Annotated in this window: 22 protein-coding genes; all 22 read left to right on the top strand. The window is 39.6% G+C overall.

Annotated elements, in window-relative coordinates; all coding sequences use genetic code 11:
* Position 1 precedes the first annotated feature (1 nt).
* The 22 genes from CKV81_RS05385 (at position 2) to CKV81_RS05280 (ending at position 23,083) form a co-directional block, all read left to right on the top strand.
* Positions 2-1,288 carry a nucleotide sugar dehydrogenase gene (locus CKV81_RS05385; RefSeq protein WP_095071182.1) on the top strand — a complete coding sequence of 429 codons (1,287 nt, stop codon included), beginning with the start codon at positions 2-4 and terminating at the stop codon, positions 1,286-1,288.
* Positions 1,285-2,493: an L-2-hydroxyglutarate oxidase gene (lhgO, locus tag CKV81_RS05380; RefSeq protein ID WP_198409831.1), complete on the top strand. Its 1,209-nt coding sequence runs from the start codon at positions 1,285-1,287 to the stop codon at positions 2,491-2,493. Before CKV81_RS05385 ends, lhgO begins: the two co-directional genes overlap by 4 nt.
* A 2-nt stretch (positions 2,494-2,495) precedes the next feature.
* Complete coding sequence (locus CKV81_RS05375; protein ID WP_095071178.1) at positions 2,496-3,629, top strand: DegT/DnrJ/EryC1/StrS family aminotransferase; 1,134 nt, start codon at positions 2,496-2,498, stop codon at positions 3,627-3,629.
* Between the two features lie 4 nt (positions 3,630-3,633).
* A complete protein-coding gene (locus tag CKV81_RS05370) occupies positions 3,634-4,212 on the top strand; it encodes an acyltransferase (protein ID WP_095074269.1) in 579 nt (192 codons plus the stop codon).
* Positions 4,212-5,237 (top strand): Gfo/Idh/MocA family protein, encoded by a 1,026-nt coding sequence (locus CKV81_RS05365; RefSeq protein WP_095071176.1) that lies wholly within the window; start codon positions 4,212-4,214, stop codon positions 5,235-5,237. The genes CKV81_RS05370 and CKV81_RS05365 overlap by 1 nt, the downstream gene beginning before the upstream one ends.
* A gap of 3 nt (positions 5,238-5,240) precedes the next feature.
* Positions 5,241-6,503: a lipopolysaccharide biosynthesis protein gene (locus CKV81_RS05360; RefSeq protein ID WP_157727373.1), complete on the top strand. Its 1,263-nt coding sequence runs from the start codon at positions 5,241-5,243 to the stop codon at positions 6,501-6,503.
* The gene (locus CKV81_RS05355) at positions 6,493-7,770 is read left to right on the top strand and encodes a hypothetical protein (protein ID WP_095071172.1); all 1,278 of its coding nucleotides are present in this window, start codon (positions 6,493-6,495) and stop codon (positions 7,768-7,770) included. The genes CKV81_RS05360 and CKV81_RS05355 overlap by 11 nt, the downstream gene beginning before the upstream one ends.
* Complete coding sequence (locus CKV81_RS05350) at positions 7,767-8,933, top strand: glycosyltransferase family 4 protein (protein ID WP_095071169.1); 1,167 nt, start codon at positions 7,767-7,769, stop codon at positions 8,931-8,933. Before CKV81_RS05355 ends, CKV81_RS05350 begins: the two co-directional genes overlap by 4 nt.
* Complete coding sequence (locus tag CKV81_RS05345) at positions 8,930-9,703, top strand: glycosyltransferase (RefSeq protein WP_095071166.1); 774 nt, start codon at positions 8,930-8,932, stop codon at positions 9,701-9,703. Before CKV81_RS05350 ends, CKV81_RS05345 begins: the two co-directional genes overlap by 4 nt.
* Before the next feature lie 100 nt (positions 9,704-9,803).
* Positions 9,804-11,168, top strand: a complete 1,365-nt coding sequence (locus CKV81_RS05340; protein WP_169842768.1) for a right-handed parallel beta-helix repeat-containing protein — start codon at positions 9,804-9,806, stop codon at positions 11,166-11,168.
* 33 nt (positions 11,169-11,201) lie between these two features.
* Positions 11,202-12,350, top strand: a complete 1,149-nt coding sequence (locus CKV81_RS05335; protein WP_095071162.1) for an N-acetyl sugar amidotransferase — start codon at positions 11,202-11,204, stop codon at positions 12,348-12,350.
* Positions 12,351-12,968 (top strand): imidazole glycerol phosphate synthase subunit HisH, encoded by a 618-nt coding sequence (hisH, locus tag CKV81_RS05330; RefSeq protein ID WP_095071160.1) that lies wholly within the window; start codon positions 12,351-12,353, stop codon positions 12,966-12,968. It begins immediately after the preceding gene.
* The gene (locus tag CKV81_RS05325; protein WP_095071157.1) at positions 12,962-13,741 is read left to right on the top strand and encodes an AglZ/HisF2 family acetamidino modification protein; all 780 of its coding nucleotides are present in this window, start codon (positions 12,962-12,964) and stop codon (positions 13,739-13,741) included. Before hisH ends, CKV81_RS05325 begins: the two co-directional genes overlap by 7 nt.
* An 8-nt stretch (positions 13,742-13,749) precedes the next feature.
* Positions 13,750-14,784, top strand: a complete 1,035-nt coding sequence (locus CKV81_RS05320; RefSeq protein ID WP_095071152.1) for a polysaccharide biosynthesis protein — start codon at positions 13,750-13,752, stop codon at positions 14,782-14,784.
* 114 nt (positions 14,785-14,898) lie between these two features.
* Positions 14,899-16,020: a polysaccharide biosynthesis C-terminal domain-containing protein gene (locus tag CKV81_RS05315; protein WP_095071150.1), complete on the top strand. Its 1,122-nt coding sequence runs from the start codon at positions 14,899-14,901 to the stop codon at positions 16,018-16,020.
* Positions 16,021-17,208 carry an O-antigen ligase family protein gene (locus CKV81_RS05310; protein WP_095071148.1) on the top strand — a complete coding sequence of 396 codons (1,188 nt, stop codon included), beginning with the start codon at positions 16,021-16,023 and terminating at the stop codon, positions 17,206-17,208. It begins immediately after the preceding gene.
* Complete coding sequence (gene wecB, locus CKV81_RS05305) at positions 17,205-18,344, top strand: non-hydrolyzing UDP-N-acetylglucosamine 2-epimerase (RefSeq protein ID WP_095071146.1); 1,140 nt, start codon at positions 17,205-17,207, stop codon at positions 18,342-18,344. The genes CKV81_RS05310 and wecB overlap by 4 nt, the downstream gene beginning before the upstream one ends.
* 87 nt (positions 18,345-18,431) lie before the next feature.
* Entirely contained in the window at positions 18,432-19,514 is a 1,083-nt protein-coding gene (locus tag CKV81_RS05300) for a glycosyltransferase family 4 protein (RefSeq protein WP_220096592.1), read from the top strand.
* Positions 19,507-20,415, top strand: a complete 909-nt coding sequence (locus CKV81_RS05295) for an NAD-dependent epimerase/dehydratase family protein (protein WP_095071139.1) — start codon at positions 19,507-19,509, stop codon at positions 20,413-20,415. The genes CKV81_RS05300 and CKV81_RS05295 overlap by 8 nt, the downstream gene beginning before the upstream one ends.
* A gap of 195 nt (positions 20,416-20,610) precedes the next feature.
* Positions 20,611-21,162: a sugar transferase gene (locus CKV81_RS05290; RefSeq protein WP_095071138.1), complete on the top strand. Its 552-nt coding sequence runs from the start codon at positions 20,611-20,613 to the stop codon at positions 21,160-21,162.
* Positions 21,163-21,353: 191 nt separating this feature from the next.
* Complete coding sequence (locus CKV81_RS05285; RefSeq protein WP_258454594.1) at positions 21,354-21,899, top strand: sugar transferase; 546 nt, start codon at positions 21,354-21,356, stop codon at positions 21,897-21,899.
* Positions 21,900-21,952: 53 nt separating this feature from the next.
* A complete protein-coding gene (locus CKV81_RS05280; RefSeq protein WP_095074264.1) occupies positions 21,953-23,083 on the top strand; it encodes an aminotransferase class I/II-fold pyridoxal phosphate-dependent enzyme in 1,131 nt (376 codons plus the stop codon).
* The last annotated feature ends 1 nt before the right edge of the window (position 23,084 follow it).

The raw sequence follows: 23,084 nt of genomic DNA, 5'->3' as shown, positions 1-23,084 counted from the left end.
TATGAAAAAAATAGCGGTTATAGGGCAGGGTTACGTAGGTTTGCCTTTAGCTTTGGAATTTTCCAAACATCACGCGGTGTTCGGCTTTGATATAAATCCTAAAAGGGTAGAAGAGCTTAATCAGGGGCTTGATCATACGCTGGAAGCGGATTCGGAAGTCATCAACACCATGTTGAATCTTGCAGCAGAAACCAATTTCGAAAAAGGCTATAAAGCAACGTATAACCTCGATGAAATCAAACAGGCAGATATTTTTATCGTTACTGTCCCTACACCAATCGACCGGTTTAATGCGCCGGATCTCGGGCCGCTCGTAAAAGCCAGCAAAATGCTCGGCGGAATTATCAAAAAAGGCGACATCATCATTTACGAATCCACAGTATACCCGGGTTGTACGGAAGAAGACTGCGTTCCGATTCTTGAAAAAGAATCCGGCCTTAAATTCAATACCGATTTCTTCGTTGGGTATTCTCCGGAGAGAATTGTACCTGGCGATAAAGTCAATACCCTTACCACCATTAAAAAGGTTACTTCAGGTTCTACACCCGAAATTGCGGAAGAAGTGGATCAGTTATACAAAAAAATTATTACCGCAGGAACCCACAAAGCACCGAATATCAAAGTTGCTGAAGCTTCCAAAGCCATTGAAAACGCCCAGCGTGACGTCAATATTTCTTTTGTGAATGAGCTGGCTTTGATCTTCGACCGCGTCGGAATTGATACCAACGACGTTCTTGAAGCAGCCGGAACGAAATTTAATTTCTTGAAATATAAACCTGGCTTGGTTGGCGGACACTGTATTTCCGTGGATCCTTATTATCTTGCGCACAAAGCCACACAGCTCGGGTACCATCCGCAGGTGATTTTGAGCGGTAGAAGAGTGAATGATATGATGTCCAGTTTTATCGCCGGTAAGCTCGTGAAACTCATGATTAAAAAAGGCATGGGAATTAAAGAGGCCGATGCCCTGATTCTGGGAGTCACCTTCAAAGAAAACTGTCCTGATGTCCGCAATACAAAGGTCGTGGATATTTATAATGAACTGTCACAGTTTGGGCTGAATGTTGACATCTGGGATCCATGGGCAGACCGCGATGAAGTGAAACACGAGTACGGTGTAGAGACTTTAACCGAAATTCCCGCCGGAAAAAAATATGATGTCATTCTTTTGGCAGTAGCTCACAACGAATTTATCGCGCTCGATTTTGATGATCTCAAAAAAGAAAAATCGGTGATTTTTGATGTTAAAGCGATTCTGGAAAGAAATTTAGTAGATTCAAGATTATGATGTATGATTTCGTCGTTATCGGTGCGGGTTTAGTGGGGCTTTCTACCGCATACCATCTTAAACTGAACAATCCTGCTTCCAAGGTCTTGGTTTTGGAAAAAGAAGGTGGTGTTTCCCAACATCAGTCGGGACACAACAGCGGCGTCATACACAGCGGAATTTACTACAAACCGGGAAGTCTGAAAGCCAAAAACTGTATTTCAGGGTATCGGTCTGTCATCGAATTTGCCGAAAAATACGGCATTAAGTACGATCTCTGCGGCAAAATTATTGTCGCAACCTCGGACGAAGAACTGCCCTTACTCGACAATATCTACAATCGGGGCGTCGCCAATGGACTTCAAAATTTAAAGTACCTGTCACGGGAAGAATTTAGAGAGATAGAACCGCACTGCGAAGGTGTTAAGGCGATTAAAGTTCCGCAAACGGGCATCATTGATTATCCGGCAGTTGCAGAAAAAATCAAGGAGCTGTTTACAGAACTCGGCGGCGAAGTAGGTTTTAATCATCAGGTGATAAATATTAAAAATGGGACCGAAATTACGGTGGAAACCGACAAAGGCGATTTCCAGACGAAAAAAGTGATTTCCTGCGCCGGACTTTATTCCGATAAAGTTGCCAATATGACGACCGCCAACAAAGATTTCATCATCGTTCCTTTTCGCGGCGAATATTATAAAATTAAAGACAAAAAAAAACACCTCGTCAAACATTTGATCTATCCTGTTCCGGATCCGAATTTTCCTTTTCTGGGCGTGCATTTTACACGGATGGTTGACGGAAATATCGAAGCCGGCCCGAATGCGGTTCTGGCTTTTAAAAGAGAGGGTTACAAATTCTCGGATTTTAATTTTGCTGAAACTTTGGACACGTTCGGTTATCCCGGTTTTTGGAAAATTGCAGCGAAGTACGGTAAAACAGGTTTGGGTGAAATATACCGTTCCTTATCGAAAGCCGCATTTACCAAAGCCTTACAAAAATTAATGCCGGAAATTCAGGAAGACGATTTGGTTCCGGGCGGCTCCGGCGTTAGAGCACAGGCGCTGAGGAAAGACGGCAGCCTGATCGATGATTTCGATATCATCAAGAGTGGCAATGTGATACACGTGAGAAATGCACCCTCACCGGCGGCGACATCATGTCTGTCAATTGGGGAAACCATCAGTAACCTTGCATTAGAAATTAATAAAATACGAAAGTTCTAAATATGAAACCCATCCAAATGGTTGACCTCAAAGGTCAGTACGAAAAAATAAAGGACGAAGTAAATCAGGGGATCCAGGACTGCATTGATGCCACGGCGTTCATCAACGGTCCGGCGGTAATGGAATTTCAGAGAGATTTTGAAAACTATCTTCAGGTAAAACACGTGATTCCTTGCGCTAATGGAACTGACGCGCTCCAAATTGCAATGATGGCGTTGGGATTGAAGCTGGGAGACGAAGTTATCGTTCCTGCATTTACTTATGTAGCAACGGCGGAAGTCATTGGATTGCTCGGTTTAAAGCCGGTAATGGTAGATGTAGATGCCGATACATTCAATATAGAAATTGAAAATTTAGAAAAATATGTAACAGCAAATACTAAAGCTATTGTTCCGGTTCACCTGTATGGACAAAGTGCGGATATGGAGAAGGTCATGAAATTTGCTGAAAAACATAACCTTTTTGTAATTGAAGACAACGCGCAGGCAATAGGAGCAGACTACACTTTTGCGGATGGAACCTCAAAAAAAACGGGAACCATCGGACACATCGGCTGCACTTCATTTTTCCCTTCCAAAAATTTAGGATGCTATGGGGATGGCGGTGCATTAATGACGAATGACGATGAACTCGCAGCAAAAATCAGAATGATTGCCAATCATGGCCAAGAAAAAAAGTATTACCATAAAGTTTTGGGATGTAATTCTCGTTTAGACACCATTCAGGCAGCAGTTTTAAAAGTGAAACTAAAGCATTTGGATAAGTATTCTGCTGCAAGAAATAAAATGGCAGACTATTATGATGAACACCTGAAAGATATTGATGCTATTGAAATTCCTGTCAGAGCATCCGACAGTAACCATGTATTTCACCAGTACACTTTGAAAATTAAAAATGGAAAAAGGGATGACTTGCAGGCTTACTTAAAAGAAAAAGGTATTCCGAGTATGATCTATTATCCACTGCCTTTATGTCGGCAGGAGGCCTTCCAACAGTATGTGGAAGATGGTTTTTCACTCCCTGTTACAGAAGATCTGTGTAAAGAGGTCTTATCGTTGCCGGTGCACACCGAGTTCGATCAGGAAGTACAGGATTATATTATTTCTGAAGTAAAGAGTTTTTTTAATAAAAATTAAAATGATGGAAGACTATTTCGCTCACGAAACCGCTGTTATAGATGAAGGCTGCAAGATTGGAAATGGCACCAGGATATGGCATTTTTCGCACATCATGCCCAACTGTGTTATTGGTGAAAACTGTAATATCGGCCAGAATGTGGTGGTGTCACCAAAAGTGGTATTGGGAAAGAATGTTAAGGTACAGAATAATGTTTCTATTTACGAGGGTGTAACCTGTGATGATGATGTTTTCTTGGGGCCTTCCATGGTGTTTACCAATGTGATTAATCCCAGAAGTGCGTTGAACCGTAAAAATGAATACCTCAAAACCCATGTGGGAAAAGGGGCTTCCATTGGCGCCAATGCCACCATTGTTTGCGGGCACAACATCGGTGAATTTGCCTTTATAGGAGCTGGTGCCGTGGTGACCAAAGAGGTACCGGCCTATGCACTGGTAGTGGGAAATCCTGCGCGACAGATGGGCTGGATGAGCGAATACGGCCATAGACTGGACTTTAATGAAGAAGGTACAGCACAGTGCCCCGAAAGCGGCGAACACTACAGAATAAGCAATAATAAAGTTTCTAAAATAACACAATAATGTCTGATAAAATAAAATTTGCCGTAATAGGATGCGGCCATATCGGGAAACGGCATGCCGAAATGATTTCCAGAAATCCAGAGTGTGAACTCGTAGCCCTCGTAGATGTAAAGGATAAATCGGCACTGGGCATCGACAGTTACGCGGTTCCTTTTTTTAGTTCACTGGAAGATCTGTTGGCTTCCAATCTGGAGATTGATGTGATTAATGTGGCCAGTCCCAACGGTTTCCATGCCGAACAGGGGATGAAGATTTTGGATTCCGGAAGACATTTGGTGATTGAAAAACCCATGTCTCTGAATAAAAAAGATTCAGAAGCTTTAATTTTCAAAGGACTTCAAAAACACAAGCAGGTGTTCTGTGTGATGCAGAACCGCTATTCCCCTCCAAGTGTCTGGCTGAAAGAACTTCTGGAGTCTGGCAAACTGGGCAAAATCTTTATGGTGCAGATCAACTGTTATTGGAACAGGGATGACCGTTACTACAAACCGGAATCCTGGCATGGAAAAGGAGATCTCGACGGAGGAACGCTCTTCACACAGTTTAGTCACTTTATTGATTTGATGTATTGGTATTTTGGCGACATCAAGAATATACAGGCCAAATTTGCAGATTTTAATCATGAAAAATTAACGGATTTTGAAGACTCCGGTTTTGTATCGTTCGATTTTGTGAACGGCGGCATGGGATCATTGAATTATTCCACATCTGTTTGGGATAAAAATCTGGAAAGCAGTATTACGGTGATTGCTGAGAACGGCTCTGTAAAAGTAGGCGGGCAGTACATGAATGAGGTAGAATATTGCCACATTAAAGATTACGAAATGCCTGAACTGGCGCCGACCAATCCCGGAAATGACTATGGCGCATACAAAGGTTCTGCGGCAAATCACCATTATATCATTGAAAATGTGGTAGATGTACTAAAGGGCAGAAATACTATTACTACCAATGCCCTTGAGGGATTAAAAGTTGTTGATATTATTGAGAGAGTATATGAATTGAAAAATTCGGCAAAGAAGTAAATCTTGAGACAAAGACTAAGAAATTTAGCGAAGAATGACTTTCTTCGAAATGTAACAACATTAGCAGCCGGAACTATAATAAGTCAGATTGTTGTTGTTGCTGTCTCCCCTCTTTTATCTCGGTTGTTTACAGTAGAAGATTTTGGGGCACTTTCTATCTTTACAAGCTTTACAGTTTTTCTAGCGGTAGTGTCCACAGGGCGCTATGAGTTTGCAATAGGATTGCCGGAAGACGATAATCAGGCTAAAAAAATTGTTAAGCTAATTTTTTGTATTGGAGCTTATGTCTCTGTTTTTTATTTTTTGGCCATTATTGTTTTAAGGGAAGTTCTCAAAATAAATGATCCAACAGGGTTTCTCTCTTATAAAGAGGCTTATATCGCACCTTTTTATATTTTGTGCATCGCTATTTACTCTGCATTATCTTATTGGAACCAACGATATAAAAGATATAAATCTATTACTATTGCAAATAGTTTACAAGTAATTAGCACCGCATTTTCAAGCATTGTTTTTGGCTTGTTAGGGTTACATTCCGGAATGATATGGGCGCTTTTGGTGGGTATAGTAGCTGCTATTTTCTATTTTGTATTAAGGGATACAACTATTTTCTCTCAAGTCTTAAAACAGAAGGAAATAAAACAGGTTGCAATCCATTATAGCTCTTTTCCTCGTTATATGATATTTTCAGATCTATCTCTTTCGGCAAGTCAACAGTTTATTCCTATTGTTTTTAGTGTTTTCTATGGAGCCACGGTTGTAGGCCTTTTTTCAATGGCTAACAGGATGCTTCGTCTACCGAATATTATTATAACTTCTGCCATCGGAAATGTTTTTAGAAATGATGCCATTGATAGTTTTAGAGAAAGAGGGAATTGCACTTCTCTTTACTGGTCTACGTTTAAGAAACTTATCGCAATGTCGTTCCCGATATATTTTTTATTATTTATTTTATCTCCGTGGTTATTTGAATTTGTATTTGGTCCGGAATGGTATGAAGCAGGCGTATATGCCCGGATAATTTGTGTTTTTCTTTTTTTCGAATTCGTTGCCTCTCCTTTAAATTCTCTTTTTTATATCAGAGACAGGCAAAAATTGTTTATGATGCTACAGGTTTTCAATACCTTCTTTGGGGGTGTAGGTATTTATATGGGCTATAGATTTTGTAATAACCCTTATTACTCATTAATGTTTTTTTCTGCTAGCTCAATAATATTTAATATTATATTTTTATGGAAGACTAAGAAATTATCAAATGAAGAATAAGAAGAATTATCATATTTATTTCTCTACAATATTATACATAATAGTATACTATTATGCATATACGGCATTTTTAAACCCGATATTTAAATATGCCGGTTTTGAATTTTATGATAAAAACTTAGCACAGTACATGCTGATTTTTCTACTTTGTTTCATCCCTTCCCTTTTTTATAGAGAAGGGAAGATTTCAAGTTTTATTGCCCTTTTTATTTATATCATACTATATATCCCCATTATTTTTTCTTTCTCTTTTACGCCTCAGGAAATAGACACTAGAAATTATTTGTTGCAGTTTATATTTTTTATGGGAATGATAAGCTTTTTTTATGTGGCGAAGATTCCAACAAAAAATGAATTTACTCTAAGCTCAATATTGTTTCGCCCTGATATTATTTTGTTTTTTAGTGTTTTATTGAGTGTAGTCACCCTGGTTGCTTACAGAAACAATTTAAAATTTGCATCTTTTGAGGATATTTATGATCTGCGCGAACAAAATAGCGCAATTGCGTCAGGGAATGCTTTTCTGGCTTATATTAACGTTTGGTTGACTAATTTCTACATGCCTTACTGTTTGGCGTATGGTATTATAAATAAAAAAAGGCTATTTATCTACTGCGGTTTAGCCATAGCCATGATTTTATATGTATCAAGTGGAGCAAAAATAGCAATCCTCTTCCCGCTGGTATATTTGTTTTTTATTTTCCTGGCAAAGCGAAATATTATAGAAAAATTTTACCCATTTATCGTCTACTCATTAGCCTTTTTTACTGTGCTTTTTTTGATATTATTCTCTGTATATCCGGAGAATACCAATATTTTTTGGGTAAATTCTGTAGTTCTTGCCAGAACGCTGGGAAATGGTGGGCTGCTAACATATTGGTATGATCTTTTTTTTCAAAATAATCCTTACACCTATTATAGCCATATAAATTTTGTAAATCTTTTAACGGGTGCCTATCCGTACGACAGGGAATTGGGTTTAGTAATTGGAGGAGCATTTTGGGATCCTAAATTAAATGCCAATGCTAGCTTCTGGGCTACCGATGGAATTGCGGCTGCCGGAATGCTGGGCTGCATTCTGGCCAATCTGTTCATGTTATTAGTACTGCGTATTTTGGATGTAGTATCATACAAAAAAAATAAATTATTTGTCATCTTGCTATTCCTTCCATTTATAAGTATGTTTCTCAATACTTCTATTTTTACCGCATTATTGTCAGGAGGAGCATTTCTATCAATCCTATCCATAGCTAATTTAAAAAAATGAAAATTTTATTTATAGTCGATTTTTACGATGATGGTCAATTATATCAGGAGCCACTTCTTGCAAAAAAATATATTGATTTGGGGCATGAAGTTTTTGTCTTTACTTCCCACAATACGGATGTGTTTAAATATATTGATGAAGAAAAAATTGAAAATAAACAGCTGAAAATTTACAGGGGTAAAAATGGAGAAAAAATTTATCGGTTTCCTTACAGAATCAATCTACTGAACAGAATAAAAAGTTTCCCAAATCTTACAGAACATTTAAAATCCATATCGCCGGATTTAGTGTTTTTTCATGATATAAGTTTCAATATGCATGAAGTTGTAAATTGGAAGAAAAAATACAAGCCAAATCTTAAAATAATAATGGATTATCACGCGGATTATTCTAACAGTGGGAAGAACTGGCTTTCAATAAACATTCTGCATAAAGTAATCAGAAAGGGATATTTTCACAAATTTTTGAAACATATTGATAAGATATATCCCATAGTTCCCGAAGGAATAAGATTTTTAAAAGAAGTTTATTCCATTCCGGAAAAAAATATGGAGCTTCTTCCACTCGGCGTTGATTTAGCAAAGATTAATGAAATAAAGGATAAAACAGATAGAAAAATGTCAAGACAAAAATTTGGATTGTCGGCGAATAAAATAATAATTGCTACAGGTGGTAAACTAACCGAAATTAAAAGGACTGATATTGCTATTAGAATGATGGAGAAACTGCCTTCTAATTTTCATTTAGTAGTATTCGGCAAAGCCTTTACGGATGAATTTGGCGCCTATCTACAGAAATTGACTGAAGGAAAAAATGTTTCTTTTACAGGGTGGCTTAATTTAGAAGAAACCATCGAACTTCTTCTATGCAGTGATATTGCGGTTTATCCTGCAAGTCAATCTGTTTTGTGGCAGCAATCGATAGGGTGCGGTTTGCCTGTTGTTGCAGGTGATTCTGGCGGTCAGGATATGGAATATCTTAACCGACATAATAATTTGGTAAAAGTAAATGTGGAGAATATCAATCCTGAGTATTTCGCTAAAACAGTTTGGGGTATTATAAATGATCAAGAACGATTTGTTTTAATGAAAGAGGGCGCAAAGAAGACAGTAGAAGAGTTTTTAGATTATAAAATTTTAGCACTTAAAACAATAGCATTATGACAGTAAGTATAGGTATGGCTACATATAATGGAGAGAACTATGTAGCTGAACAAATAAATTCAATTTTGCCGCAATTATCTAATAGTGATGAACTTATCATAGTGGATGATGGTTCTAAAGATAAAACTGTAGAAATTATTAAGTCATTTAGTGACGAAAAGATCAAATCTTTTACAAACGAAAAAAACCTGGGACATGTAAAGACATTTGAAAGGATAATTTCTTTGTGTCGAAATGAATTAATCTTTATGTGTGATCAAGATGATATTTGGTCATCCAATAAAGTTGAAATTTTTAAAAAACATTTTTTTGAAGAGGATGCTTTATTAATTAGTGATAACTCGCATTATATAAATAAATATGGCAATCGAATAGAATTTAAAATGTGCGAAATTTCTACTCTAGATTCAAAAAATTTTAGTAAAAACATCCTCGATATTTATCTAGGAAGGGCTGGCTATTATGGATGCGGAATGGCGTTCCGAAAGGAATTAAAAGATGTCATTATGCCGATTGCAGATTACGTTGAATCCCATGATTTGTGGATTGCGATGGCTGCAAATCTTCTTCACTCAAATTTACATATCGACGAAAGAACGCATTTTAGAAGAATCCATGGAGAGAACGATAGCCTAAAGTCGAGAAAACTTTTAAAAAAAATAAATTCACGTATAATTTTCATTAAGTCTCAAATTGAATTACAAAAAAGAATCAGTAAATATAATAGATTGAATCAAGTTAAACTTGATAAAAAGAAAAAAACAGCATGACAAAATTCTAATTAAAATGCGGATAAAATACAGTTTTATTATTGTCGTTTTTTTAATAAAAAGTCTTTTGACTTTCGCTCAGCCTAAGGATACTTTGGTTATGAATGTAGTGCCTGGTGCAGGAGATCAGACTGCGAAGGTTCAGCGCTTGCTCGGTACGAAAACCGATAGGTTTTTAAAGCTGAAATTTGATAAAGGCGTTTACAAGTTTAGCGGCACTTTGCGAATCAAAAGGGAAAATATAATGATAGAATGCATGCCTGGTGCGGTATTTCGTTTTTCATCGGAAATTAATAGCGGTATTCTCGTCACACACGCTAATTTTACAATTTCCGGTGCAACCATTAAAGGCAATGGCAGAAGCGCAAAAGATTTCTACACAGGCTACGGTGTTTTGCTTAATGGTGCGTCAAACTGCGTTATTAAAAACTGCACCTTTGAAAATATCAGCGGTAATAATATACTTTTTTATCCAAGTGGCAACACAAAAGGCTGTAGCAATAATTTAATTCAAAACAATATCTTCCGTAATCCTGCATTTGACTTGGGAAAAAACGGAGACGAAGCTGCAATAATGCTGGGCTATTCCGGTGAAGGCTATCAGCATAATAATAACGTTATTCAAGACAATGATATTGATGGAGGCTTTAGAATTAAGATAGGAATTGGCATTATAGGTCACGGTCATCACAATATTATTCAGAATAATACGGTTTCTAACTGCCGTAATTACGGAATTCTGGCGTACGAATCCCAATATTTTGATACTACCCTTTCAAATACTTTCATCGAAGGAAATACCGTAAGAAATATCGGAGAACATTTTCCGAACAAAACAGTGAAAGGAATGGGAATTTATCTGATGCAGTCCAATAATTCCACCGTTCGTAAAAACAGGATTTTTAACACGCTCCTAAACTCAGACCAAACTGAAACATTGGGGGCTGGAGCAATTTCAGTAAGCGGAAGCCCGAACAGCATTATAGAAGAAAACTTTATCGACGGTTCTTTTATGTACGGCATTACCAGCGACTACAGTTTTGGTTCTAAGTTCCAAAAAAATACGGTTCAAAACATACGGAAATCCGGAGCTTATTTCATCAATATGAGCGATGCTCTTGTAGAAGGCAATACTTTCAAAAACATTGGGGAAACTGTTGTGAAAGGTTATTTTGAGCATACTTCGCTGCCTTACATACAGGCTCAGCTGGTGACGGACAGATTTAAAAACAGACCTACAGGAAATAATTTCATCATCAGAAACAATACATTTTACACGGATGGCGATGTGCTGTTTTTCAGCGGCACGAAAAAAAATAACGGCAATATCACTGCCGATAATTTTATCGGGAACAATACCTTCTACAATAACGATATAATTTCATTCAGAAAAAAATTCCGGGAAGTAGTACACTTCAGGAATGAAAAGAAAAATTCTAACTTTATCAAATATAATACATTCTGAATTTCTTAAATTTGCGACATTCAATTTAACACAATGAAACCAAAAAACAAACCCATCCAAATTTGCACCAACTGCATAATGGACAGTACAGACGAAACCATCCAATTCGATGAAAATGGAAGATGCGATTATTGTGCTAATTACTATAACAATATACTTCCCAACTGGAACAACAGCGAGGCTGATGAAGTAAAAATTTTACCTGTACTTGAAAAAATAAAAAAAGAAGGGAAAAATAAAGATCACGATTGCATTATAGGCATATCCGGAGGCCTCGACAGTTCTTACCTGGTTCATCTGGCGGTTACCAAGTGGGGCATGCGCCCGCTTCTCTACCACGTTGATGCAGGCTGGAACTCTGATGTATCCACACATAACATCCGCTGCCTGGTAGATAAATTGGGCCTTGATCTTTACACCGATGTCATCAATTGGGAGGAAATGAAAGATTTGCAGCGGGCATTTTTTAAATCCCAGGTGCCTGATATTGACACACCGCAAGACTTGGTGTTTTTCTCTTCACTGTACAATTACTGCGCAAAAAATAAAATTAAATACATTCTTACGGGAGGAAACTTCTCTACCGAATGCGTAAGAGAGCCGCTGCACTGGGGGGCTTATTACCAGACAGATATGAAGTATGTAAATGATATTCACAGCAAATTCGGGACACGTAAACTAAAAACCTTTCCCACCTGCGATATTTTTAAATACAAAATTCAATACAGATTCGTAAACGGTATCCGCGTGGTGAAGCCGCTGGACCATACACGCTTCATCAAAAAAGAAGCCGAAGATCTGCTGGAAAAAGAATACGGGTGGCAGCGCTACAAGCACAAACACCACGAATCCCGATTCACCAGGTGGTTTGAGGCATTTTGGCTCAGGGAAAAATTTGGTTTTGATAAAAGAAAAAACCACCTTTCAAGCTTAGTGCTTACTGGTCAGATGTCGAGAGAAGACGCTCTGAAAAGGGTTTCGGAACCCGAACTTCCCGCGGACGAATTGAAAAGTGAAACCGAATATGTTGCTAAAAAACTGGGCTTCAGGATGGACGAACTGATGGGCTATTTTAACGGGCCCAACAAAACCTTCCACGATTATAAAAACAATTATAAACTGATCCAGGCCGGAACCAAAGTGATGCAGATGCTTGGCTTGGAAAAAAGATCTTTTAAATAGATGATTGTACTGATTGATTATGGCGTGGGCAATATTAACGCATTTCTGAACATCTATAAACAGCTCAACATCCCCGCCCGCACGGCGAAAAAAGCCTCCGAACTCGAAGGTGCTGAAAAACTGATTCTTCCCGGAGTTGGACATTTCGATTATGCGATGCAGCGTTTCAACGGTTCCGGTATGCGCGAAACAGTGGATGAAATGGTGAGAACGGGGAAAAAACCGGTGATCGGGATTTGTGTAGGAATGCAGATGATGGCCAAATCCAGCGACGAAGGGCTGTTGCCCGGTTTAGGCTGGATTGATGCGCATGTAGAAAAATTTTCTGATTCTCAAAGGTCAGCTAAAATGCCTTTGCCACATATGGGCTGGAACGACGTTTACGCCTTAAAAAACAATCCGCTTTTCACAGGATTGGAGCAGGATGCACGATTTTACTTTTTGCACAGTTATTATTTTAAATGTACGTTGCCGCAAGATGCAGTTGCAGAAGCCGAATACGGAATTAGATTTACGGCAGCAGTCAATCATGAAAACGTTTACGGAATCCAGTGTCATCCGGAGAAAAGTCATCATTTCGGTATTCAGTTACTTAAGAATTTTGCAGAATTATGCTAAGGCCAAGAATTATACCCTGTCTTTTGGTGCGGGACAAAGGTTTGGTAAAAACCACAAAATTTAAAGATGCACGTTATTTGGGAGATCCTATGAATGCCGTGCGGATCTTTAATGAAAAAGAGGCGGACGAACTGATGATTCTTGATATCGATGCTACCATGCAAGGCAGGGGTCCAGATTTTGAAATGATCGAACACTGGGCTCAGGAATGCAGAATGCCTCTCTGTTACGGTGGCGGAATTACTACTTCAGAACAGGCGCAGAGAATTTTTGCGCTCGGAGTTGAGAAAATAGCTATTAGCCACGGCGCACTCAAAAATCCGTCTATCGTAACCGAACTTGCCGAAAAAGTAGGCAGCCAGAGTGTCGTGATTGTTTTGGATGTGAAGAAAAAACTTTTTGGCGGATATGAAGTCTACACACACAACGGAACTAAAGGAACAGGAAAAAATCCTTTCGACCTTATTGAAGAATTTCAGAAACTTGGTGCCGGGGAAATCGTAATCAACAATATCGACAACGACGGTGTAATGAAAGGTTATGACCTTACCCTGATGGAAAAGGCCCGTAAAGCAACAACACTTCCGCTTACAGCCTCCGGAGGAGCGGGAACTATGGATGATATCGGGGAACTCATCAAAAAGTTTGGGATTATCGGTGCTGCGGCAGGAAGTCTCTTCGTATTTAAAGGAAAACTGAAGGCTGTACTCATCAATTATCCTGCTTTAAGAGAAAAAGATGAGCTTAATAAAAAATTCTTTCCTAAACAGTAAAACAGATAATGGAAATCAAAAACAAAACCCTCCTCATTACCGGCGGTACCGGTTCTTTTGGTACAGCAGTTTTAAGAAAATTTATTAATTCTGATCACTTCAGGGAAATCCGCATTTTTTCGCGCGATGAGAAAAAGCAGGACGATATGCGGAATCAGTTTAAAAACGACAAACTGAAGTTCTATATCGGCGATGTACGCGAATATTCCAGTATTGAACCCGCAACGCGCGGTGTTGATTATATTTTTCACGCCGCGGCCCTGAAACAGGTTCCTTCATGTGAATTTTTCCCGATGCAGGCGGTGCAGACGAATGTGATCGGTACCCAAAATGTGATTGAGGCCGCGGTGAAAAATAATGTGGCTAAAGTAATCTGCCTCAGTACCGACAAGGCTGCATATCCGATTAATGCCATGGGAATCTCTAAGGCGATGATGGAAAAAGTAGCGGTGGCCGCTTCCAGAAATGCAGGAGAAACCACTGTTTGCCTCACAAGATACGGGAATGTAATGGCCTCGCGTGGTTCGGTTATACCGCTTTTTGTGAAACAGATTAAAAATCAGGAATCGCTCACAATCACAGATCCTAAAATGACACGTTTTTTGATGTCTCTCGAAGAAGCGGTAGACTTGGTTTTGTTTGCTTTCGAGCATGGAAATCCGGGCGACCTTTTCGTGAACAAGGCACCTGCCGGAACGATTGGTGATTTGGCTCAGGCATTAAGGGAACTCTTCAATGCAGATAACGAAATCAAGATCATCGGGACACGGCACGGCGAAAAACTGTATGAAACGCTTTGTACCCGCGAAGAAATGGAAAAGGCTGAAGATATGGGGAATTTTTATAGAATTCCTGCGGACAACCGGGATTTGAACTATGCGCAGTATTTCTCCGAGGGCGACCGCGATATTTCTGCCATTGAGGATTACCACTCTCACAATACTGCACAGCAGGACGTTGAAGGCATGAAAAAACTTTTGCTGAAACTTCCTTTAATACGCAAAGAAGTTCTCGGTGAAGACATCATGCAGTACCCGGACTGAATTATTTACAGGAATCCAGTGAAAAATTAGTGTCAGGCTGAGCGTAGTCCAAGCCCCAATTGGTGCAATTCGAAAAAATTCGTGTAATTAGTAAAAAATCTCTACCAGTTCGTAATGAAAAAGAAAATAGGAATTACCGGGCAGAAAGGTTTTGTGGGTTCCCATCTGTACAATACTTTGGGTTTATATCCCGACCAGTATGAGAGAATCGGTTTTCACAGGGATTATTTTGAGAATCCCGAAAAACTGGATGATTTCGTAAAACAGTGTGATGTGATCGTGCATTTGGCCGCGATGAACCGCCACGAAAGCCAGGAATTCATCTACGAAACCAATGTAAATCTTGCCCAAAAACTGGCTGATTCCGTAGAAAGAACCGGTTCCAAAGCGCATGTGCTTTTCTCATCGTCTTCTCAGGAAGAACGTGACAATTTATACGGAAAATCCAAGAAGGAAGGCCGGGAAATTTTAGGAAGAGCAGCAGCAAAAAATGGCGGAATTTTTACAGGTTTGATTATTTCAAATGTTTTCGGGCCGTTTGGGAAGCCAGGATACAACTCCTTTATCGCCACCTTCTGCCATAAACTTACGCATGGCGAACAACCCGTAATCGATATGGACGGTGAGGTGAAGTTGATTTATGTAGGTGATCTGGTGGAAGAAATCATGACGAAAATTCGGCAGGGCAAAACAGAACAGGAGTTTGTGGTGCCTTTCCGAACTTCGGCAAAGGTTTCCGAAGTTTTGGAAAAGCTTGAAAATTATAAAAATCTTTATTTCGAAAACGGCGAAATTCCGGTTTTGGAAACCGCTTTTGATTATCAGCTGTTCAACACGTTCAGGTCTTATTTCGATATTAAGCAACATTATCCCGTTAAATTCACCCAGCATAAAGATCCGCGCGGTGCTTTTGTAGAAGTCATTCGGCTTGGAATCGGCGGACAGTGCTCATTTTCCACCACAGTTCCCGGCATTACCCGAGGAAACCATTTTCACACCAGAAAAATTGAGCGGTTCGCCGTGATCAAAGGAAAAGCACTTATTCAGCTTAGAAAAATCGGGACGGACGAAGTTCTGGATTTTTATTTGGACGGAAACGAACCGTCCTACGTGGATATGCCGGTGTGGTACACCCACAACATTAAAAATATTGGCGAAGAGGATCTTTATACCATTTTCTGGATCAACGAGCCATATAATCCGCAGGATGCAGATACTTATTTTGAAACGGTGTAAATGGAAGTAGGGAATACGCGTCAGTTTACATTCGAGACATTTTTTTTAATTTTTGTAACTGTCGGATATGTCTTATTCAGCAGCTTCGCCATTCCGCTCGGAATTGAGAACACGAGAATTTTTGCGGTGCCTTATCGTGTAGCGGTTGCATTATTTTCAGTATATTTTATCATTAAAGGATTTCCTCGATTAAAGAGTGCAGCGTTACCGGTAACCAGCATAATTATTTTTTGGGCGCTCTATTTCTTCAAATGTTGGTATTCTTTTAATAATGACAGCTATGAACCGAAGGTTTTAAGTCAGGTTAATGAAACGTATATTCGGATTTTGCTTATTGCATTTCTTCCTTCGGTGGCTTTGGTGATGATGGATTATGCTAAAGTAAATCTTAAAACGGCTGCACTATGGTGTTTCCGGATTTTGTTTTTCATGCTTCTGCTCAATGCCGTGTATGGTCTGGCAAATATGGAAAACGGACGCATGCCCCATATTTTTTCTATTTATTATATTTCATATGGCCACTTGGGAACTTCACTGGTACTGATCTCCTTTTTTTTTCTTCTGTTCAAAAAAGATAATCAGTGGCGTTGGCTTTGGATCTGCGGAATCTTGCTCGGCTGCTATATTATCGTGGAAGGTTTTGCGAGAAGTCCATTTCTAGCCATGGTAGTATGCACATTGGTCCTTCTCGTGATAAAGCGGAAAATAAAATATATTTTGATTTTTGTTTTGCTTTTAGTGTTGGTGATTGCTGCAATTTATATTTCTGTTAAAACCGGAAGCAATACGCTTATCTTTGCAGAACGGGTGTACAGGTGGCTTTTTGAAGGCGACAATTCGCTTCGCACGCCTCTTTTCCAAAGGGCAGTTTCAATATTCACGGAACATCCGTTATTAGGAGGTCGGGTGCTGTATGAAGACGGTATGTATCCTCACAATCTGTTTTTGGAGTTGCTGATGTCGTCCGGCATCATTGGTTTTATTTTTTATTTTGCTAAATTTATCCCGTTGTTTGATACAGGTCAGTATTTTTTCAAAAACGGAGGAAATAATTATCATACTGTATTTTTTTTGCTGTTCTTGCAGTATTTGACGTTGGTGATGACTTCATATTCCCTGATAGGAACCCCTGAATTCATTCATTTAAGTGCTGTGGTCATCGGACTGAGTTTAAATAATAAAAAATGAAAAAATTGAAAGTAATGACGGTGGTAGGAACCCGTCCTGAAATTATCAGATTGTCAAGAGTATTATCCGCGTTAGATGCTTCTGAGGCGGTTGAACATACCATCGTCCATACCGGACAGAATTACGATTATGAACTGAACCAGATATTTTTTGAAGACCTCGGGCTTCGCAAGCCGGACTATTTTCTGGAAGCCGCCGGGAAAACAGCGACTGAAACCGTTGGAAATATTCTGATTAAAATTGATCCGTTGCTGGAGGAACTCAAACCGGATGCGTTTCTCGTTTTGGGAGATACCAATTCGTGTCTGTGTGCAATCCCGGCAAAAAAGCGTCACATCCCTATTTTCCACATGGAAGCAGGGAACCGCTGTTTTGACCAAAGAGTACCGGAAGAAACCAACCGTAAAATTGTGGACCATACGGCAGACATCAACCTGACGTATTCCGACATTGCCCGCGAATATCTCTTAAGAGAAGGTTTACCGGCAGACAGAGTTATCAAAACAGGCTCTCCGATGTTCGAAGTGCTAAACCATTACCTTCCTCAGATTGAAAAATCGGAAGTGCTTGAAAAATTAAATCTGGAAGAAGGCAAATTTTTTGTGGTGTCTTCACATCGTGAAGAAAACATCAACTCTGAAAAGAATTTTAGAAACCTGATGGCTTCGCTCAATGCAATTGCTGAAAAATACAGGTATCCAATTATTGTTTCCACGCACCCGAGAACAAGAAACATGATCGATAAAATGCAAATCGATATGCGCCCGGAAATTCAGTTTCTGAAACCGCTCGGTTTTCACGACTATAACGCCCTTCAGAAAAGAGCCTATGCAGTACTGTCCGATTCGGGAACGATTTCCGAGGAGTCATCCATTCTGAATTTTAGAGCTTTGAATATACGCCAGGCGCACGAAAGGCCCGAGGCTATGGAAGAAGCCAGCGTAATGATGGTGGGCCTTTCCCCGGAAAGGATTATGCAGGGCTTAAGCCAGGTGCTGCGTCAGGAAGTGGGTGAAAAAAGAAACTTCCGTCCTGTAGCAGATTACTCGATGCCCAATGTTTCGGAAAAAGTGGTAAGGATTATTATTTCTTATACAGACTATGTAAAACGGGTGGTGTGGTCCGAAGAAATTTAAGATTGCATGTTAATTGTTTCAGAATTATTTTATCCAAATAAGACGTCTACTGCCTATATAATGACTGAAATTGCAAAAAAAATGGCAATGGAAGAAGACGTGGTAGTCATTACATCGGATGTGAAATATGATTCAAATGTTTATGAAGGCAGTGAAAATTTAAGTGGAATTAATATAGTTAATCAAACTTCTGTTCAGTTTAATAAGAATAATACATTACTGAGAGCTTTGGGATCTTTTGTAAATAGTCTTCTTCTTTCATTATCTATTTTTTCTAATATTAAAAAGAATGAGAAGTTATTGGCTGTAACCAATCCATTTTTGCTAATCTTAATTATTGCGGTTATAAAGAAAGTAAAAAAATTTGATTATACGCTGCTGGTGCATGACGTATTTCCAGAAAACACTGTTCCCGCAGCAATAAGCAATGAAAATAGCTTTACTTACCAAATCTTACTTAAAGCCTATAATTGGGCTTATCGGCAGGCTGACCAATTAATTGTTTTGGGATCTGATATGAAGCAACTCATTGCAGAAAAAGGAGTAAATGAAAATAAGATAAAGGTTATCCCAAATTGGTATGATGATGATTTGGAGACTCGGTCCATAAATAAGAATGAATATTATAAAAATATTGATACGAAAAATAAGATTATTATAGGCTTTGCCGGAAATATCGGCAGAGTGCAGGGCTTGGAGAGATTTATTGCTGTTTTTAATAAAGTTTCTAATCCTGATTTATTATTATTTATTGTTGGAGAAGGAGCAAATCTGGAAATTTGTAAAAAACAGGCTGCATCACCAAATATTTATTTTTTAGGAGCTAAACCAAGACATGAACAGAATCTATTTCTTAATTCTTTCGATATTGGCCTGATTACACTCGCGGAAGGGATGTATGGCATTGGAGTACCATCCAAAACTTATAACTTGCTGGCTTTAGGTAAACCCGTTTTCTATGTAGGGGATAAAAACTCTGAAATCGATGTTCTTAATCATAAGCAAAATATAGGGTGGTCATTTGATTGGAGCGATGAAGAAAAAATGATCAAAACGTTAAACGCCATTAAATCTGTTAAATTCTCTGCCCAGAATATGAATTTAGCACAATCCAATTTTAGAGAAGACATTATATTGGAAAAAATAAAAAAAGTAGTTTTTGATGTTTGATAGATATGTCATTTTAGGTTCCTCAGGTTTCATCGGAAAAAATCTGCTTCAAAAAATCCCCAATTCTGTGGGAGTATCTTTACGGAATAAGGATTGGAAAAATCAAATCTATAATGCGCGGGTTATCATTAATCTCATAGGAAAAGCACACGACCATAATGGAACTGCTAAAGAGCAGGAGTTTCGCGATGCCAATGTAGATTTGGCAAAAAAAATATTTAACGAATTTCTGAAATCAGATGCAAAATTGCTCATCCACATCAGTTCTATTGCGGCTCAAGAAGAATTTGAATCTTCAAAACCTTTAAAAGAAGAAAATCAATGCCATCCATTTTCTCATTACGGAAAAACCAAACGGGAAGCGGAAGAATGGTTAATGCAACAAAAACTGCCTGATAACAAAAAATTGATTATCCTCCGCCCGCCAATGGTGCATGGTGTGGGGGATCAAGGCAATCTTGGGTTATTATATAATCTAATTTCTAAAGGTATTCCATATCCTTTGTCCGCATTCGATAATAAGCGCTCCTTTATTTCGATAGATAATCTTGCATTCTTCATCAGACAGATTATAGAAAAGCATGAGAATTTGCAAAGTGGAATTTACCATATTGCCGACGATGAAGCAGTTTCCACTAAAGAGATTATTGCGGTGATCAGGAAAGTCGAAAACAAAAACACCATCAGCCTCAGCCTTCCAAAGTTTTTAGTGAAAGGTTTAGCAAGAGTAGGAGATTTTGTTCCAATTCCGTTAAACTCCAAAAGATTAAAGAAAATGACCAGCGATTTAACGGTTTCCAACCAAAAAATTAAAACCGCGTTAAAAATAGAAAACTTACCTTTGTCTGCAGAAGAAGGTCTGATAAAAACCGTCAAATCTTTTAAAAGCAAAAGGGATTAAGGGTTCAGTCCTTAAAAATGCTTTGAACTTGAACTTTAAACCATAAAAATAACCTTAGACTATTAAATATTGGGTGACAACAGTGCTTCTTCGGAAGAAATTATGAAAAGAATATACCCCCATCACCCATAACCCCCGTAACCGCATCACCTTATAACTTTATAACCTTTTAACCCATAACCCCATAACCCAAAGATGATCCGATTTTTCGATTTTATATTTTCGTTTTTTGGTCTGCTCTTCCTCTCGCCCGTTATGCTGGTTTTGTACATCATTGGGCTTTTCGATACCGGTTCGCCCGTTTTCGTACAGAAAAGAGTAGGAAAAGGTAAAAAGCCGTTCAAGCTTTATAAATTCCGTACAATGGAGGTGAACACAAAATCGGTAGCCACACATTTGTCGAGCAGCTCTGCCGTAACCAAATTTGGCAGCTTCCTTAGAAAATCGAAACTCGATGAACTGCCCCAATTGATAAATGTACTGAAAGGCGATATGAGTCTGGTGGGACCGAGGCCCAATCTTTTTAATCAGACCGAATTGATTGCAGAGCGCAATAGCAGGGGAGTTTACAGCGCCGTACCGGGCATTACCGGCTTAGCGCAAATCAACGAAGTGGATATGTCCACCCCAAAGAAACTCGCCGAAATGGATGCCGAAATGCTGCGCAACCTGTCAGTCAGCGATTATTTTAAATATATTTTTGCCACAGTGGGCGGAAAAGGCCAGGGCGACCGCATCGTGAAATAAATTTTTAGAAAACTTTTTTGCAAAATCACTGACAGTAAAATTCACATGATTCCCATTTTCTGTCAGGAAAATTTTGGACAGGAAGACCTTAAATAAATTTTATATTTTTATTTTCTTTAAAATCAGGGTTGAAATTGTATCAAAACGGGATAAAAAGAATTTTGGATGTTTTAATCTCATTGGCAGGACTTATGGTATTAAGTCCTGTATTTTTGTTGTTAATCCTGTTGGTGCCCTGTTTTTTTAATGCCCCGCCATTTTTTATCCAGAAAAGACTGGGAAAAGACGGAAGGATTTTCAGCATCATAAAGTTCCGAAGCATGACCGGTGATACGGACGCATCCGGAAATCTTTTGCCCGATGAAAAACGGACCATTCCTTTCGGCAGATTCCTCAGGAAATCTTCTTTGGATGAAATCCCGCAATTCATCAATGTCCTGAAGGGTGATATGTCTTTGGTGGGTCCAAGACCCATGCTGCCTTTTTATAATGGATTATACAGCAGTGTTCAGATGCAGCGGAATAGGGTGAGGCCAGGAATTACCGGTCTGGCGCAGGTCAGTGGCAGAAACCAGATTTCCTGGTACACACGGTTTCGGTTGGATGTCTGGTATGTCAGTCATGTGAGTTTCTGGCTGGATATGCATATTTTGCTGCGCACGTTTCAGCAGTGGTTTAACGGTAAAAATGTTGAACACACACGCCATATTCCGCAGGAGTTTGAAGGAAATCCTTAGCCTTCACCATTTTGCTTAAAATCAGTACTTTTACAAAAAAATTGGTCTTGGAAATTCGCAGTGGGATTCTTCTTTCGCCACCTCATTTGGCCGGTAATGAGTTGCAGTTCGTCAAATTGGCGCTCGGGCAGGGCAGGTGGGCTTCGGGTGGTGAAAATTTGGATGTTTTCGAACACCGTTTAGACTGTTTTCTGGGTTCAGGATATTCTGTGGGATTGAGCTCCGGTACGGCAGCCATCCACCTAGCCCTCATCATTCTGGGCGTAAAACAGGATGACGAAGTCCTGTGTCAGTCCTTCACGTTTTCCGCCTCCGCAAACCCGATTACCTATGTCGGGGCAAAGCCGGTCTTCATCGACAGCGAGCCGGAAACCTGGAACATGTGTCCGGAAGCCCTGGAGAAAGCCATAAAAGACAGAACCGCAAAAGGCAAAAAGCCCAAGGCCATCATCGTCGTACACCTTTATGGCATGCCGGCAAAAATGGAGGAGATTACGGCCATCGCAGCAAAATACGGAATCCCTTTGGTGGAAGATGCGGCAGAAGCCTTGGGCTCCACCTACAAAGGGCAGAAATGCGGGACTTTTGGGGAGATGTCGGTGTTGAGTTTCAACGGCAACAAAATCATCACCACCTCGGGCGGCGGCGCTTTGGTGTGCAGAAATTTGGAACAGAAAAATAAGGCGGTGTTTCTTTCCACCCAGGCCCGCGACAATGCGCCGCACTATCAGCATTCGGAAATCGGCTACAACTACCGCATGAGCAACATTTCTGCCGGAATAGGGCGCGGACAGATGGAAGTGTTGCCGCAGCGTGTCGAAGCCAGACGCAAAAATCATGAATTTTACACAGAACTGTTCAGGAACATAGAGGGCGTTACCGTTTTTACGGAACCCGGTGCGGACTTCTATTCCAATCACTGGCTTTCCGCCGTCATCATCGATCCCGAAATCGCCGGTTTTACGAGGGAAGACCTGAGACTGAAATTTTTGGAAGACGATATTGAATCCCGCCCCCTTTGGAAACCGATGCACCTCCAGCCGGTGTTCGCTGATGCACCTTATTACGGTAAAAAAGTCGCGGAAGAACTCTTCGAAAATGGTCTTTGCCTGCCATCAGGGTCTAATCTGACGGATGTAGAGAGAAAAAGAATTAAGGAAGCTTTAAGCGCGCTTATAAAATAAT

The sequence above is a fragment of the Chryseobacterium taklimakanense genome, assembly GCF_900187185.1.
In the GTDB taxonomy this organism is placed as follows: domain Bacteria; phylum Bacteroidota; class Bacteroidia; order Flavobacteriales; family Weeksellaceae; genus Planobacterium; species Planobacterium taklimakanense.
Note: the sequence above shows the minus strand (reverse complement) of the source record. Positions and strands in the feature narration are given on the sequence as shown.